12 protein-coding genes are annotated in these 15258 nt (G+C 58.8%); 4 read left to right on the top strand and 8 right to left on the bottom strand.

Features of this window, described 5'->3' with window-relative positions; translation table 11 throughout:
* The first annotated feature begins 99 nt into the window (after positions 1–99).
* Entirely contained in the window at positions 100–1065 is a 966-nt protein-coding gene (locus tag BLT65_RS08430) for a LysR family transcriptional regulator (RefSeq protein ID WP_091776841.1), read from the top strand.
* Between the two features lie 217 nt (positions 1066–1282).
* Positions 1283–2428: a porin gene (locus tag BLT65_RS08425; protein ID WP_091776839.1), complete on the top strand. Its 1146-nt coding sequence runs from the start codon at positions 1283–1285 to the stop codon at positions 2426–2428.
* Positions 2429–2547: 119 nt separating this feature from the next.
* Here BLT65_RS08425 and BLT65_RS08420 read toward each other — a convergent pair whose 3' ends face one another.
* Positions 2548–2832 (bottom strand): DUF4148 domain-containing protein, encoded by a 285-nt coding sequence (locus BLT65_RS08420; RefSeq protein WP_091776837.1) that lies wholly within the window; start codon positions 2830–2832, stop codon positions 2548–2550.
* Between the two features lie 400 nt (positions 2833–3232).
* Between BLT65_RS08420 and BLT65_RS08415 the strand changes: the two genes are divergently transcribed.
* Both BLT65_RS08415 and BLT65_RS08410 read left to right on the top strand, forming a co-directional pair.
* On the top strand, positions 3233–4831 hold the full coding sequence (locus BLT65_RS08415) for an alkaline phosphatase family protein (protein WP_244186460.1): 1599 nt from the start codon (positions 3233–3235) through the stop codon (positions 4829–4831).
* A gap of 443 nt (positions 4832–5274) precedes the next feature.
* A complete protein-coding gene (locus tag BLT65_RS08410; protein ID WP_091776832.1) occupies positions 5275–6447 on the top strand; it encodes a branched-chain amino acid ABC transporter substrate-binding protein in 1173 nt (390 codons plus the stop codon).
* 106 nt (positions 6448–6553) lie between these two features.
* Here the strand turns inward: BLT65_RS08410 and BLT65_RS08405 are convergent, their stop codons facing one another.
* From BLT65_RS08405 to BLT65_RS08375, 7 genes are all read right to left on the bottom strand, one after another.
* Positions 6554–7306 (bottom strand): FadR/GntR family transcriptional regulator, encoded by a 753-nt coding sequence (locus tag BLT65_RS08405; RefSeq protein ID WP_091776830.1) that lies wholly within the window; start codon positions 7304–7306, stop codon positions 6554–6556.
* A gap of 173 nt (positions 7307–7479) precedes the next feature.
* Positions 7480–8232: an SDR family NAD(P)-dependent oxidoreductase gene (locus BLT65_RS08400; protein WP_091776828.1), complete on the bottom strand. Its 753-nt coding sequence runs from the start codon at positions 8230–8232 to the stop codon at positions 7480–7482.
* Positions 8233–8265: 33 nt separating this feature from the next.
* Positions 8266–9006 (bottom strand): SDR family oxidoreductase, encoded by a 741-nt coding sequence (locus tag BLT65_RS08395; protein WP_091776826.1) that lies wholly within the window; start codon positions 9004–9006, stop codon positions 8266–8268.
* Between the two features lie 31 nt (positions 9007–9037).
* The gene (locus BLT65_RS08390; protein WP_091776824.1) at positions 9038–10234 is read right to left on the bottom strand and encodes an NAD(P)/FAD-dependent oxidoreductase; all 1197 of its coding nucleotides are present in this window, start codon (positions 10232–10234) and stop codon (positions 9038–9040) included.
* Between the two features lie 35 nt (positions 10235–10269).
* Entirely contained in the window at positions 10270–11100 is an 831-nt protein-coding gene (locus tag BLT65_RS08385; protein ID WP_091776822.1) for an NAD-dependent epimerase/dehydratase family protein, read from the bottom strand.
* A gap of 10 nt (positions 11101–11110) precedes the next feature.
* The gene (locus BLT65_RS08380) at positions 11111–12793 is read right to left on the bottom strand and encodes a hydantoinase B/oxoprolinase family protein (protein WP_091776820.1); all 1683 of its coding nucleotides are present in this window, start codon (positions 12791–12793) and stop codon (positions 11111–11113) included.
* Between the two features lie 14 nt (positions 12794–12807).
* Entirely contained in the window at positions 12808–14907 is a 2100-nt protein-coding gene (locus BLT65_RS08375; protein WP_091776818.1) for a hydantoinase/oxoprolinase family protein, read from the bottom strand.
* Positions 14908–15258: the final 351 nt, after the last annotated feature.

The raw sequence follows: 15258 nt of genomic DNA, 5'->3' as shown, positions 1-15258 counted from the left end.
ATACCTACCTGTCGAAACCTGTGTCAACTTGCGGGCAACCTGACGTCTTGTGACAAAGGATGAGACGCCATCGGATCCTTTGATTTCCGCTCCATTCCAATGAATAAGCTCGCTTCCATCCGTATATTTGTGACGATCGCCCAATGTCTGAGTTTTTCTGAAGCCGCAAAGCAGCTAAGGGTGTCAAGTTCGGTCGTTACGCGCGGCGTCGCGATGCTTGAGAAGGATCTCGATGTTCGGCTCGTGAATCGAACGACAAGACACGTTTCGCTGACGCCAGTTGGAAAGCAATATCTGGAATATGCCATTGATCTCATGAAGCTTCTGGAATCAATGGACGAGTGCGTTGCAGACGCGACGCAGCAACCTGCCGGTTGTCTCCGTATTTCTGCATCGGCGTCGTTTGCATCGACAGATCTCCCGCATTTACTCACCGGATACAGAAGTATCCAGCCGCGAATGAGTTTCGAACTGTCCGTTTTCGAGACTATGTCGGATATAGATCCTGCAGGCTTCGACATTTGCTTCAACGCCGCGCGGCGACTCAAAGACTCATCGCTCATATGCAAGCCAATCGCGCAAACGTGCGACGTGATTGTCGCGAGTCCATCGTATCTCGAGCGGCATGCCGCGCCACGAGCACTTGCCGATCTGGCATCGCACGATGTGCTCCTCGCGTCCGATGCCCCGAGTCGATATTGGGAGTTTCGCGATCGAAATGGAACGCAGCGTGTCGTGGTTCGCCCAATCATGAATTTGCAAGGTCCGCTAATGGTGAAGAGGGCCGCGTGTGCTGGACTGGGAATCGCCCGACTTCCGAGGTCTGTCGTTATGGACGAGTTGTCGGACGGAAGATTGCGGATGGTCCTCAACGATGCCGAGCTTTGCGAGAGTCAATGGACGGTTTGGCTTCTATATTCCAGCCATAGACATATGCCAATCGTCCTCCGCGCCTTTATAGACTTTGTGGCGGGGTTTTACGAGAAGAGGTCGTTCGAACACGCTCAGCGGTCGACGGGAAACCCCATGCAGATGCATCCAGATCTGGTGTGGAGCGGGGTCTAGGAGACCAGACTTGTTACGAGCCGGCTCTTTAAAGCTGGTGTTGTGTCCTGGCAGTGGAATGGACGCAACGGAATTTCAGCAATATTGAATTGCTGAGAGAGTGGAATTTTAATGCTCCTAGAGTGTGGCCTTCTTCGGTCAGGGGTTCGCTGTGCGGGATGTCGAGAGACGCTGGCGATGGACAGAAGACTGGCCAACATATCAAGGAATCGATGAAATGAAGAAGCTCCTGATCGCCGGTGCGGCGCTCGGCTGTGTTGCTGTCCCGACGGTAGCAATGGCGCAAACCAGCGTAACGCTGTATGGCTTGATCGACGAAGGTTTGAACTATACGAATAACACGGGCGGGCATTCGGCAGTTCAGATGCAGAGCGGCTTTGCGCAGGGGAGCCGGTGGGGGCTGCGCGGTTCCGAGGATCTTGGCGGAGGATTGAAGGCTATTTTCACGCTCGAAAATGGCTTTGACGTGAACTCCGGAAAACTGGGACAGTCGGGGCGCATGTTCGGTCGTCAGGCGTACGTCGGTGTGAATTCAGATCGGTATGGCGCGGTGACGCTGGGTCGTCAGTACGACTCCGTCGTAGACTACCTTGCACCATTGACGGCGAATGGTAACTGGGCCGGTTATCTGCTTTCACACCCCTACGACAATGACAACACCGACAACTCATTCCGGCTCAACAATTCCGTGAAGTACACGAGTCCCGTTCTCGGTGGCTTTACATTCGGCGGTCTTTACGGGTTCAGCAACCAGCCGGGCGGCTTTGCGAACAACCGAGCGTATAGCCTCGGTGCGCAATACGTAGGAGGCCCTGTTGCAATCGCTGCGGCATACATGCAGATCAACAATCCGGGCGCAAATGCTGGAGGCTCGCTTGCGACGGACGATACGGACTTCTTCGCGGGCCGGCAACAGGTGTGGGGTGCAGGCATCAACTACACACTTGGCTCCACGATACTGGGCTTCGCTTACAGCCATACGAGTCTTAACGATGCGACGGGCTCGGTCTACACGGGGAACTTTGCGAACGCCGCGACCAGTCTGAAGTTCGATAACTTCGAGGTCAACGCGAAGTATCAGTTCGTGAAGAACGCTTTTGTGGGCGCTATGTACAGCTACACGCTGGGTCATTTCGATAGTACGGCCGGCAATTCGAAGCCCAAATGGCATCAGGTCGGCTTGATGGCAGACTACAATCTGTCATCGCGCACAGATGTTTATGTTCAAGGGATGTATCAGCACGCGAGCGGTGGAACCGGTGTTGCGGCACCTCTGAATACCGCATTCATCACGGGCACGGATGCGCCATCGACGACAGCCAATCAATTCGCCGCGCGAGTAGGGATTCGACACGTGTTCTGAGTACCCGTGGGTCGATTCTCGCGCCGGACTGGTTTGCCGGATTGAGCCTTCTTTATAGTGCAAAGCGCGACGGGCGTGATGCCCGTCGCGGTAACGATGACCTCTTCGCTCACACGCGGTCAATCGGAGGCAGCGCGCGGGGCGGCCATGTTCCCGGATGCGGATGCGGTATCGCTCGCGGATTGGTGATGCTGGATTGCATACAGCTCCTTGTTCCGTGCGATGGTATCGGCAGAAGGCGGATAGTCGTTTTTGGGAACAGGCACTAACCCATCTGCCTGCGCCTCGACAAGCTGTGCATGCACTTCGGCACGCGTGACGCCGTGCGGAGTTGCTTGTGCAAAGGCATTCGCACCGAATGCAAGACCGAGCACGGTGGCCGCGAACAAGGCTGGTAGTTTCATGATGACCCTCCTAGGTATTGAGGAAGTGGTTGTTTCCACGAAGACCATTCTAGTGACGTGAGTTATCGCAGCACTGACCGTCTAATTACGAATTCGTTATCGTGTTATTGACGCTCCGTCTATTGAAATATTCAGTGGGCAACATTAGCGAGTTCGATGACGTACCCATATCCGAAGTACTTTTCGGCATTACTCGGCGCCACAGTTCTCTTTGTGGATCATGATTTTCATTCTCATGAATTGGGCAAAACGAAAGGGAAAAGTCATCGCGACGACGTATTAAACGAGCACATTACCTCGCTGTAATAACTTCGAATTCAAAACATTCAGTGAGGTGGAGATGAGTCGTCTTATCAGGCAAATGGGAGCAGGCATCCTGGCGGCAACGATTGCGGTTCCGATGGTCGTTCATGCTGGCGATGATAAGGAGCACGATCACGAACATCGCGACAACGACGTGCGGCGTGTTTTGCTGATCAGTGTGGACGGTCTCCACGAGCAGGATGTGGCGCGTTGCATCGCCGCTAATACGTGTCCGAATATGGCTTTACTGGCGAAGTCCGGCGTAACGTACTCCAATGCTTATACACCCGGGCTCTCCGACTCGTTTCCCGGTCTGGCGGCACTGGTGACGGGTGGCTCGCCGAAATCGGCTGGACTGTTCTATGACGTTTCGTACGATCGCACGCTCTATGCGCCGTCAGACACGACTTGCCAGGGCAAGCAGGGTTGGAATGTCGTATTCGACGAAACGACGGGAATAGACGCAGAGAACGGCGGCGCGCTTACGCATCTCGACGGCGGAGGCGCTTTTAATCCGCAAGCGATTCCCCATGCCAAGACAAATGGCGTGTGCGTGCCGGTTTATCCACATAACTATGTGAAGACCAACACGATCTTCGAGGCAGTCAAGCAGCATTTGCATGGTGCCCGTACTGCATGGGCCGACAAGCATGCATGGGGCTATGACTGGCTAAATGGTCCGTCAGGCAAGGGCGTCGACGATCTGTCGCGTACCGAGATCAACTCGATCGATCCGGCGACGGGCACGAACTACACCGACGCGTACGCGCATACCGAACAGTTCGATAACCTGCATGTTCAGTCCATCATCAATGAGATCGACGGCAAGGACTCGACGGGCCAGCAAAACGCGGCTGTGCCGACGTTGTTTGGTACAAACTTTCAGACATTGAGTGTGGCGCAGAAGGCGCCCGTCGCGTCTGGCGGCGGCTATCTCGACGCGAGCTTTACGCCGGGCAAGCAGGTGGCGGCTGCTATCGGCTACGTTGACGATGCGCTCGGCAAGATGGTCGATGCGCTGAAGTCGAAAGATCTCGCGAAGTCGACGATGGTGATCGTAACGGCCAAGCACGGCCAGTCGCCCAGCGACCACACCAAGCTGGTCAAGAACGGCGACATGCTGGTGAGCCTGCTCGAAGCGCATAACTACCTCGATCCGAACGGCCACTTTGGACAGAACAGCACGACGACGGGGAACCTGAATGACGGGACGGGTCTGGTCGGCACAGGCCTCGCGCAAACCGACGATGTCGGTCTCATCTGGTTGCGAGATCAGAGCCAGGTTCAGGATGTCGTGTCGACGCTGAAGGCGAACCTGGGTTGTAACGCACCAGGAATCTGCGCGGATGGGCCGCAGGCGTACATCCTTTCGGGACCGCGGCTCGCGGCGCAATTTGGTGACCCGGCATCCGGACGCACGCCCGATATCATCGTGCAACCCAACCCCGGTGTTATCTACACATCGAGCAAAGCGAAAGACGAGGAGCATGGCGGGAACGCGCCGGACGACAGTCATCTCGGCCTGATCGTCGCGTATCCCGATGGACATCACCATGAGCGGCATGTCGATCGCCGTGTAACCACCACGCAGGTTGCACCCACCATCTTGCGCGCACTCGGCGTGGACCCGGCATCGTTGCAGTCCGTTCGTTTGGAGGGCACCCGGCCTCTTCCGGGACTGGGAGAGGATGACTGACCGGGATGGCTGATGACTTTCGACGCTTGACTTCGACTCAGTCGCGTGGCGCGTCGTGTCGCTGACAAAGCGGCGATTCCGGGTATCGGTTCAATAAATAGAACAGGGGCTGCCCATGAGGGTGGCCCCATCCCTGATGCCAGATAAAAGCGTGCCGGTGTCCCGCACGTTCCCCGCAGAACCCCCCCAGTACCTTTAATGCCCCGAAGCAGGTTCCGCCACGCGGCGCGACCTGAACGCATCGCGGGCCGCTCTCCGATGCCTCTCGAAAACCCTGGTCCAGCCGGCCTTTTTGATCCATTGACATATGACGTCTCACCTAATACCTTGATAGGTATGCGGTCGGGTTTCGAAGCGTGGCCGGTGGTTCGCACCGAGCTGGGGCGGGCGTGCCCAGACCTGACACCTCTTTTTCAACCTGTCGAAATTCGCAGAGGAATCAGATGAACATCCCGTATCAACTCAAAAATGTCGTGTTCGCCGCGAGCCTGGCCGCCGGGGCATTGCTCGTCGCCCCGGCCGCTCATGCGGGGGACGTGACGATCGGCTTCGCCGCCCCGTTGACGGGGGCGTCCGCTCACTACGGGGTGGATCTGAAGCGCGGCGTCGAGCTTGCAATCGACGACGCGAACGCGAAAAAACTCGTCATCGGCGGGCAGCCGGTGCATTTCGCAATCGATGCAGAAGATGACCAGGGTGACCCGCGCATGGGCTCGCAGGTCGCGCAGAAAATGGTCGACTCGAAGGTCGTGGGGATCGTGGGTCACTTCAATTCAGGCACGAGCATTCCGGCCTCGCGGATCTACTACAACGCGGGCATCCCGATGGTGTCACCCACGGCAACGAATCCGATGCTCACGTCGCAGGGCTTCAAGACGGTATTCCGTGTCACCAACTCCGATTCGCAGATGGGCCAGCTTGCGGGTCATTCAGCCGTTCAGGCGTTGAAGGGCAAGAGCATTGCCGTGATCGACGACCGCACGGCGTTCGGGCAGGGCATGGCAGACGAGTTCGTCAAAGGCGTGGAAGCGGCAGGCGGGAAAGTCGTCGATCGCGAGTTTTCGACCGATAAGGCCGTTGATTTCAAGTCCCAGCTCACGCGGATGAAGTCCTTCAACCCGGATGTCATTTTCTGGGGCGGGCTCGATCAACAGGCGGGCATGCTGATCAAACAGATGCGGCAGCTCGGCATCAAGGCGACCTTGCTTGGCGGCGGCAGCTTCGAAAACGAGACGTTCCTGAAGGTCGCGGGCGATAGCGCCGAGGGTGCCGTTTCATGGGACTACGGCGTACCGTTGTCGAGGCTGAAGGCCGGCAAGGAGTTCGACAACAAGATGAAGGCGAAATACAACGAAGGCGTCGTGGCTTACTCGCCTTCCGCATATGACGCGACGTGGGTTCTGATCAACGCGATGCAGAAAGCGAACTCGACCGACCCGAAAGTGTATGGTCCGCTCATTAAATCGGTTGCGTTCGAAGGGGTGTCGGGCAATATCGCTTTCTTGCAAAACGGCGATATGAAAGATCCCGCCGCGACGTTCTACAAGGTGATCGGCGGGAAGTGGGTGCCGCAAGCAGTCGCCGTTGGCGACAAGGTTGAGGCCTTGCAGAACTGACGGGCCGCCGTGTTCGAATCAGAACGCCGGATGAATAGTAGCGTCACGCGACGCACCGTTCATCCGGCGTTTGTTCTTGAAGAAGTCGAGAGCACGTCGCGCCAGACTACTCGCTGCGCGTACTCGAAAGATGGTGATAGCGCTCCAGACTCTCGTTCAGATGACGTCGCATCGCGCGCCGCGCTGCCGTTTCATCCTGCCGTTCGATCGCGTCAAGGATATCGGCGTGCTCACGCTGAATGCGCCTGATGTACGTCTTCCGTTCCTTGGCGTTCGCTTTTCCATGCTTGAGACGCAGGTCGATGATGATCTCCTGGCCTAGCGAGCGAAGAATCGAAGTGAAGTGTGGGTTCTCGGAGCAGGTCGCGACAGCGAGATGAAATTCGAAGTCCGCGCGTGCGCATTCAGCATCATCGTCCGCGGCAACGATTTCCATGCGTGCATACACTTCCTTGAGTGCCCGCAGATGATGCTCTGATCGGCGCAACGCCGCATAGGCCGCGCATTCCGTCTCGACGCCGATACGCAGTTCGAGCACATGCATCGAGTTGTTCAGCGTCGTGGTGTCGATAAAGCCCATTTCACCGGATTGGCCGGGTGTCTCCGAAACGAACACACCAACGCCGTGGCGCGCAATGAGCCGGCGTCCCAGTTTCAGCGATGCAACGGCTTCGCGCACGACAGTGCGGCTGACGCTAAATTCATTGCAGAGTTCGGGTTCGGTTGGGAGCTTGGCACCCGGCGCATATTCGCCGCGGTCGATCTTGTCGTTCAGTGCCTGGATGACCAGTTCGGTCAGGCTGCGGCGCTTGCCAGTGCTCGCCGCGTTCTTAAGGAGGGTTTCAGCGTCCAGAGTCATTCCGTGTACTCACACCGGATCAGGAGTGCTCTGCAATTCTCGGCTGCAGGCGTACCGCGCCGGCGTGGGTGGAACGGGTCTGACCTGCGCCGTATGACATATTATGACTCTACCACAGTCGCGGCCTGTCGTTGCCCGCCCGCGAACGGGGCGGGGCGAATCCTTGATATGACTCAAGCGTAGATATAACCGCCGCTGACGATGACGTTTTCGCCCGTCGCATAGGTGTTGCGCGCGCTCGCCATCATGACGACCCATTGCGCGATTTCTTCGGGTTCGGCCGCGCGGCCCAGCGGATTGGCAGCGGCGAGTTCGCCGAGGAAGCCAGCCTTCTTTGCCTTGTCGGTTGCAAAGCCGGCGGGCGCGACGGAGTTCACGAGAATGCCGTCCTTCGCCACTTCCTGCGCGAACGATTTCGTCAGGCTCACGACAGCGGCTTTAGTCGCAGCGTAATGCGCGTTCTGCGGATGCGCCTTGAACGCATCGACAGATGTGATGTTCACGATGCGGCCCGCGACATGCGGTTCGACCTTCGCACGGCTGCGCATGTGTTCTATCGCGGCAACCATCATGTGATAGGTGCCCTTGATATTCACGGCATTTTCCAGATCCCACTCGTCATCGGAAATCTCGAGGATAGGGCGGCGCGGATAAATTGCCGCGCTATTGATCAGGCAATCGACACGCCCCAGCGCTTCGAGCGCCGCGCGAAACACTTCCTGCGCGGAGTCCTTGCGCGTGATGTCGCCGACCGCGCCAAAAACCGTGTGACCCTGCGCCTTCAGCGCGCCGACGGTTTCGTCGAGCAGCGGACCGTTCTTGTCGATCAGCGCAATGCTTTCGGCGCCATCTGCGAGCATCAGCTTGGCGACGGACAGACCAAGGCCAGAAGCGCCGCCGACGATAACGACTCGTTGATTCTTCATGATTCGAATATGTCCTGTAGGGCAGTATGTGGATTACTTGACGGAGACAATCTGCGAGCCGCCTGCTGCCTGATCGGTCGGGAACACTTCCATGCGCGACACGTCGACGGCTTCTGGCAGCGCGATGGCCGTCGCGATCAGTTCGGCGATGTTTTCAGGCTGAATCGAGCGATAAGCGTCGTACAGCTTTTCGTTCGCGCCTTCTGCGCCGAGCGCCGTGCGATAGAGGCTCGTTTGCACGCGGCCAGGCGCGATCTCCGTGACGCGAACCTTCGTGCCGAGCAGATCGCAACGCAGCGAATCGCAGAACATGCTGATGCCGGCCTTCGTTGCGCCATAGACGGCGGTGTTCGGATGCGGGAATCGCCCGGCACTGGAGCCAACGAAGAACAGATGTCCGCGCCTGCGTTGGATCATGCCGTCGAGCGCCATGTGCGCGAGGCGCAGCGGCGCGCGCAGATTGATATCGATCATGCGGTCGATATCCGCAAGTTCGCTCTCAGCGAACTTTGCAAGCGCCGGCAGCAGCCCCGCGTTGTTGACGACGACGTCGATTTCGGTACGCGCAAACAGATCGCGCAAAGGCGTCGTGTCCTGCAGGTCGAGCGCGATCGGCGTGACGTCGCACTCGCTCGCAAGCGCATCGAGCGCTTCGGCGTCGCGGCCGAGCGCGTAGACCTTGAGCCCGTCGTTGACGAGCCGTTGTGCAATCGCGCGTCCGATGCCGCTGGACGCGCCAGTGACCAGCGCGGTCTGATAGGAATGGGAAGTCATGTTATCTGCCTTTGATCAATGGGCGACGCATTCAGATCACACCTTCTTCGAGGAAAGGTTTGTTCTCGACCACGCGTTCATAGCCGAGCGGTGCAAGATCGAGCGATCGGAATTGGCCGTACGTGATCAGTTCGCTCAGCCCGCGTCCAATGGCGGGCGACTGTTGCAAGCCATGTCCGCTGAATCCGTTGGCGAACAGGAAGTTCTCGACCTCTGGATGCGGTCCGACTATCGCATTGTGATCCAGCATGCAGAAGTCGTAGTGACCGGCCCACGCGTTGACGACCTTGATCGCCTCGAACGCGGGTACGCGCTCAGCTAGTGCGGGCCAGATGACTTCTTCGAACTCGGAATGGATCACGTCGAAGTCGTTCACGTCTGCCAGCGGGTCGGGATCGGGATAGCAGCCCGTCAGGTAGTACTGTCCTTCGGGACGAAAGAAGATGCCCGTCGTGTCGATGGTGAGCGGCACCGTGCCTTGCAGCGGCGTGCGGCAGTCGAACACGAACAGACAGCGCTTTCTCGGCTCGACGGGAATCTCGAGTCCGGCAAGACGCGCCATCGCGGGGCCGCGCGTGCCTGCGGCATTCACCATCAAACCGCAACCGATAGTTTCGCCGCTCTTGAGCGTCACACCCGTAATCCTGTCGCCTTCGCGCACCACGTCGACCACTTCGTTTTCGATGTATTCGATACCCATCGAGCGGGCTTTGCGCCGCATACCTTGAAGCAGCCCGTAGCTGTCGAACCAGCCTTCGCCGCTTTGTCCATAGACGCCGTTGACCAGTCCTTCCGTATTCAGCCACGGAAAACGCGCTTTCAACTTGTCCTGATCGAGCAACACGACATCGGCGCCGTTTTCGCGCTGGGTCGCGTAGTTGCGCTCGAACATCGGCGCGCCCTTTGCGTCGCCGAGGTACAGGTAGCCGTTTTCCTTGAACCCGAGTTCGGGTGCGTCGCCCTCGACCGCAACGAGTTCGTGGAAGTTGCGGATGAACTCGGTGCCGAACTGCGAAATCCGGATGTTCAGCGGGTTAGAGAATTGATGACGGATCGACGCACTCGACAGGGCCGTCGCGGATTGCGCATAGGTCCAGTCCCGCTCGACGACCAGAACTGAACCGTTGAAGTCCGGGTTCTTCGCCAGAAAATACGCGGTCGCGCTGCCGACGACCGCGCCGCCCACGATCACGACGTCGTAGTGCTGCTTTGATGCTTGCTGTGCCATCTCAGTGTTTCCAGAAAGTCGGTCAGGTAGCGCGCTTACTTCGTCTTCGAGTCTTCGAAGTGGCCGTCGGCAGCGAACTGACCGCCCTGAAAGCGCACGGCGGGATGTCGCGGGTCGCCCACAGGCGTGTTCGCATAGACTTCGGCGCGATACGCATCGGCCGAGTCCTTCGGGCGATAGCCCAGATAGCCAGCCTGCGTGTTGTCCCAGAAGTTCGCGCTGTTGTTCGAATTGCCATACACGATCATGTGACCGACGCTCGGCGTCATGATCGACTGGATGCACAGATGCGAAAAGTCGTCGTAGGAGAGCCACGTCGCCAGCATGCGGCGGTCAACGGGTTTCGGGAAGCACGAACCAATGCGCAGACAAACCGATTCAATGCCGAACTTGTCGAAGTAGTAGCGCGACAGGTTCTCGACGAAGGTCTTGCTGACGCCGTACAAGCTGTCCGGTCGTTGCGGCGAGTTGGCGTCGATGGTTTGCGTGCATTCGTAGAAACCGATTGCATGCACCGAGCTCGCGTAGATGACACGCTTCACGCCCGCTTGCCGTGCGCCTTCGTAGATGTTGTAGCTGCCGACGATGTTCGAATCCAGAATCACCTGAAACGTGTTTTCGCGCGGCGCGCCGCCCATATGGATCACCATGTCGACGCCCTTGAGCATGTCGAACACGGCATCGCGGTCGGCAAGATCGCAGATGAAGTGCTTTTCGTTCTTGCGTACTTCGCCCAATGACTGGCGATCACTCAGACTGAGCGTTTCCGCATACGGCCGCAGCGACTCGCGCAGCACGGAGCCGAGCGCGCCACCGGCACCTGTAATCAGGATGTTCTTGAATGGAGGCTTGGAAATGTCGGTCATGCGTGGCTCCTTACTGGTGGTTCGCTGCGTTCAGCGCGTCGGGCGTGACACCGTAGTCGTCCCGCAACTGAGCTTCAGAGATGTATTCGTTGCGGATGTCGCGAAGCAGGGCTTCACGTTCACGCTCGGCGGGCACACCGACGCCGCCGCCGCCAGGCAGCGACAGCACGACGCGTTCATGTTCGGCAACCGTCTGCGTGCCTTTGCCCTTCATTTTCGTGCCGTCCGATAGCGTGACCTGACCTGGCGCGCCCGACTTGCCGCCGGACTGTCCGCGCGCGGGATGATCGATGCGATCGAACATCGCGTTGAAGCGGAAGTGGTAGCCGGCGCGCGGACCAATCTCGACGATCTGGCCCAGACCGCCGCGCAGTTTGCCGGCGCCGCCCGAGCCCGAGCGCATTTCCTTGCGCCACACGACAATCGGCCCGACCTGTTCCGTCGCTTCAACCGACATCGCGTGTACGCCGCTCGGAAACGCGGTGGCCGACAGGCCATCCAGTTCAGCGCGCGCGCCCGTGCCGCCGCTGTTGAACATCAGGATTTCGCTGCCTTTCAGGCCCGAATCTTCGCGCACGGGACGTGCGCTGACATGCAGATTCCAGAGCGCTCCCGAACCTTCGGCGGGCACGCGGTCCGGCAGGATCTTGTGCAACGCCCCCAGCACCAGATCGGGCACGAAGTGGCCCAGCACGTGGCGCACGGCAACCGGACTCGGGCGTTGCGCGTTGAGGATGCAGCCTTCGGGTGCCTGAACTCGGAACGGTTCGAGCGACGCGGCATTGTTCGGCACTTCCGGCGCGATGATGCATTTGAGGCCGTAGCACGCATAGGCTTTGGCGTACAGCAACGGAACGTTGATGCCGAACGGGCTCGCCGGCGACGTACCCGCAAAGTCCGCCAGCAGATGATCGTCGGCGACGGTGAGCGTGACGTTGAGCTTGACGGGTGTGTCGTAGCCGTCGAGCGTCATGTCGTTGGTCTCGACGCCCTTGGGCAGTGCAGCGATACGTTCCAGCGTCGCTTCGCGGCTGCGCGCAAGAATGAACTCGCCAATGCCTTCGACATCCTTCAGATCGAATTCCTTGAGCATCTCGAGCAGGCGCTTGTGGCCAGTCTCATTGCACGAGGCAAGCGCATAAAGATCGCCCACGACCTTGTCGGCTTCGCGCACGTTGTTGCGCACAATATTGATCAGATCGCGGTTGACTTCGCCACGCTCGATCAGCTTCATGATCGGAATGAAAAGGCCTTCCTCGTAGATTTCGCGCGAGTCTGGACCAAAGCCGCGTCCGCCGATATCCACCACGTGTGCGGTGCTCGCGAAGTAGCCGATCAGTTCGCCATTGAGAAATGACGGCGCCACCACCGTGAAGTCATGCAGATGGCCGGTACCTTTCCAGGGGTCATTGGTCAGATAGACGTCGCCTTCATACATGCGGTCCACGCCGATTGCATTCATGAAGTGCTCGACGGCCTCGGCCATCGTATTCACGTGACCCGGCGTACCTGTGACCGCTTGCGCGAGCATGCGGCCGCGCTTGTCGAAGATACCGGCCGAGAGGTCGCCGGCCTCGCGCACGCTGGTGCTGAACGCCGTTCGGATCAGGGCCATCGCCTGTTCTTCGACGACGGAGATCAGGCGGTTCCACATCACCTGCATGTGAATGGTGTCGAGATTGCTGAGAGACATGGTTCTACTCCTGATTACTGGGCGGCGTTCAGTTCTTTGGCGACCACGAGCAGGCAGCCGTCGGGCTGCACCGTCGCATCGAAGGAAGACGTGACGAGCGTCGACGTTTCGGGTTCGACGATGATCGCGGGGCCCGTCACGCTTTCGCCGACCTTCAGCGACGCACGTTCGACAATGGCCGCATCGACGAAGCGATGCAGCGCTGCATCGAAGATCCTGCGAGACTTCGGCGCGATCACCGTGTCGCGTGATGTCACGAGTTGCAGACGTTCGACAGGCGGCATCGGCGAACTTGCCTTAACTGCCCAGCTGACGATTTCAACGTCGAGACCATCGATGGGACGGCCGAAGTACTGCGTATAAGCCTTGGTGAACGATTCCGTGAAGGTCGCGCGATCGTCGGCAGTGAAACGGCTGTGCGCGATGGTCACGGGAATTTCCCAGCCTTGACCGACATAGCGCATGAAGGCCTTGATTTCGACGACGGGCTCGGCTTCACCCGAGCCCTGACGCGCGAAATGTACGGCTTCCGTACACAACTGATCGACGATCCGGTTGAGCGCGTCGGCGTCGAAGTCATTGAAGCGCATGCTGGCGCTACGCACGCTTTCATAGCCGAACGGCGCGCGCAAAAAGCCGATCGCCGAGCCAACGCCCGCGCCGGGCGGCACGATGAACTTTTTGATGCCGCTCTTTTCGCACAGACGCGCGGCGTGCAGCGGGCCCGCGCCGCCGAACGTGATCATCGTGTAGCCGCTGATGTCCTTGCCGCTTTCGACGGCATGCACGCGAGCCGCATTGCTCATGTTCTCGTCGACGACTTCGGCTACGCCGTAGGCCGTTTCCTCGGCATTGAGGTTGATCGAGCCGCCTACCTCGCTGAGCATCGCGCTTGCGGCGTTGTCGATGGAAAGCAGGATCGAGCCGCCTGCGAAGTTGGAGGGATCGAGGCGGCCCAGCAACAGATCGGCATCGGTGACGGTCGGCTGCTTGCCGCCGCGCTGGTAGCAGGCAGGGCCGGGTTCGGATGCGGCACTGTGCGGGCCGACACGGATCTGACGCATCACGTCGAGCGATGCAATCGAACCGCCGCCCGCGCCGATCTCCACCATTTCCACCACGGGGATCGAGATCGGCATGCCGCTGCCCTTCTTGAAGCGATAAGTGCGGGCCACTTCGAAGGTGTTGGCCGTCTTCGGCGTCAGATCGTCGATCAGGCAGATTTTCGCAGTCGTGCCGCCCATGTCGAACGAAAGAACGGTATTCAGATCGTAGCGTGCAGCGATGTGCGCAGCGAAAATCGCGCCGCCAGCCGGACCCGACTCCACGAGACGCACGGGAAACTCGGACGCGCTTTCGATCGAGACGATGCCGCCACCCGAGTGAATGATGAAGATCGGGCACAGCGCGCCGGCTTCACGGACCTTGCCGAGCAGGCGGTCCAGGTAGGACTTCATGATCGGGCGCACGTACGCGTTTGCGCAGACCGTGTTGAAACGTTCGAACTCGCGAATCTGCGGCGATACCTCGCTAGAAATCGATACGGAGACATGCGGTAGACGTCGTTCAATCGCTTCGCGCACCATACGTTCGTGTACGCCGTTCACATACGCATGAATGAAGCCGACAGCGACACTTTCATAGCCGCCCCGCTCGATGCGATCGACAATGGTCTCGATCTCGGCTTCCGTCGGCGCGAGCAGGACGCCGCCTTGCGCGTCGATACGTTCGCCGAGCGTAAAACGATCGCAGCGTTCGATCAGCGGAGGCGGGAGCTTGATATTCAGATCATATTGTTCGAAGCGGTTTTCGGTCCGCATTTCGATCGTGTCGCGGAACCCTTGTGTGGTGACGAATGCCGTCCTTGCGCCGCGCCGTTCGATGAGCGCGTTGGTGGCGAGCGTGGTGCCGTGGATGATGACGCCGATGTCCTTCAGCGCGATGCCGGCCTTGTCGGCGACGATGCCGATGCCTTTGATGATGGCGCGCTCGGGCGCCGTGTAATCCGTGAGGATCTTCGTGGAAAACAGTTCTCCACCAAGTTCCAGCGCAACGTCGGTGAAGGTTCCACCGATATCAACGCCCACTCGCGCCTTGTCGTGACTGGCCACCATGACTCTCCTGTTTAAAACCATGACATGCGCCGGGGCGTGCCCGGCGAAACAATTCGGGTGATGCATTCTGGATGGCGTTTTGGCCGTCCAGTCGAGGTCTTCGCCATCCGTCTCCGACAGCGTCGAACCGGTTATTTTTGATCGTTGACATATGATGAGTGACGTCCTACAGTGCTGTCAACACGAACAAATTAACTTTGTGTTTCCGGATCGGTGACGACGCTTGCTAATTCCATATATTGCATTGATTTTTAAGGAAATATGCGGATTCTATCGAGCCTGGGCGAGGTGGCTTTCGGTAAGTATGAGTGACTATACCTATAGGCGAAAAATTTTCTAAGTTCCAATTTT

Origin of the sequence: Paraburkholderia steynii (genome assembly GCF_900100565.1) — a bacterium.
Classification (GTDB): domain Bacteria; phylum Pseudomonadota; class Gammaproteobacteria; order Burkholderiales; family Burkholderiaceae; genus Paraburkholderia; species Paraburkholderia terrae.
The sequence above is the reverse complement of the archived record's forward strand: the minus strand, read 5'-3'. Positions and strand labels throughout refer to the sequence as shown.

What these genes read in the sequence shown, in the direction of transcription:
- BLT65_RS08410 (WP_091776832.1), top strand. Translation starts at nt 5,275, where the DNA reads ATGAACATCCCGTATCAACTCAAAAATGTCGTGTTCGCCGCGAGCCTG.
- BLT65_RS08385 (WP_091776822.1), bottom strand. Translation starts at nt 11,100, where the DNA reads ATGACCGACATTTCCAAGCCTCCATTCAAGAACATCCTGATTACAGGT.
- BLT65_RS08375 (WP_091776818.1), bottom strand. Translation starts at nt 14,907, where the DNA reads ATGGTGGCCAGTCACGACAAGGCGCGAGTGGGCGTTGATATCGGTGGA.
- BLT65_RS08380 (WP_091776820.1), bottom strand. Translation starts at nt 12,793, where the DNA reads ATGTCTCTCAGCAATCTCGACACCATTCACATGCAGGTGATGTGGAAC.
- BLT65_RS08390 (WP_091776824.1), bottom strand. Translation starts at nt 10,234, where the DNA reads ATGGCACAGCAAGCATCAAAGCAGCACTACGACGTCGTGATCGTGGGC.
- BLT65_RS08395 (WP_091776826.1), bottom strand. Translation starts at nt 9,006, where the DNA reads ATGACTTCCCATTCCTATCAGACCGCGCTGGTCACTGGCGCGTCCAGC.
- BLT65_RS08400 (WP_091776828.1), bottom strand. Translation starts at nt 8,232, where the DNA reads ATGAAGAATCAACGAGTCGTTATCGTCGGCGGCGCTTCTGGCCTTGGT.
- BLT65_RS08415 (WP_244186460.1), top strand. Translation starts at nt 3,233, where the DNA reads ATGGTCGTTCATGCTGGCGATGATAAGGAGCACGATCACGAACATCGC.
- BLT65_RS08430 (WP_091776841.1), top strand. Translation starts at nt 100, where the DNA reads ATGAATAAGCTCGCTTCCATCCGTATATTTGTGACGATCGCCCAATGT.
- BLT65_RS08425 (WP_091776839.1), top strand. Translation starts at nt 1,283, where the DNA reads ATGAAGAAGCTCCTGATCGCCGGTGCGGCGCTCGGCTGTGTTGCTGTC.
- BLT65_RS08405 (WP_091776830.1), bottom strand. Translation starts at nt 7,306, where the DNA reads ATGACTCTGGACGCTGAAACCCTCCTTAAGAACGCGGCGAGCACTGGC.
- BLT65_RS08420 (WP_091776837.1), bottom strand. Translation starts at nt 2,832, where the DNA reads ATGAAACTACCAGCCTTGTTCGCGGCCACCGTGCTCGGTCTTGCATTC.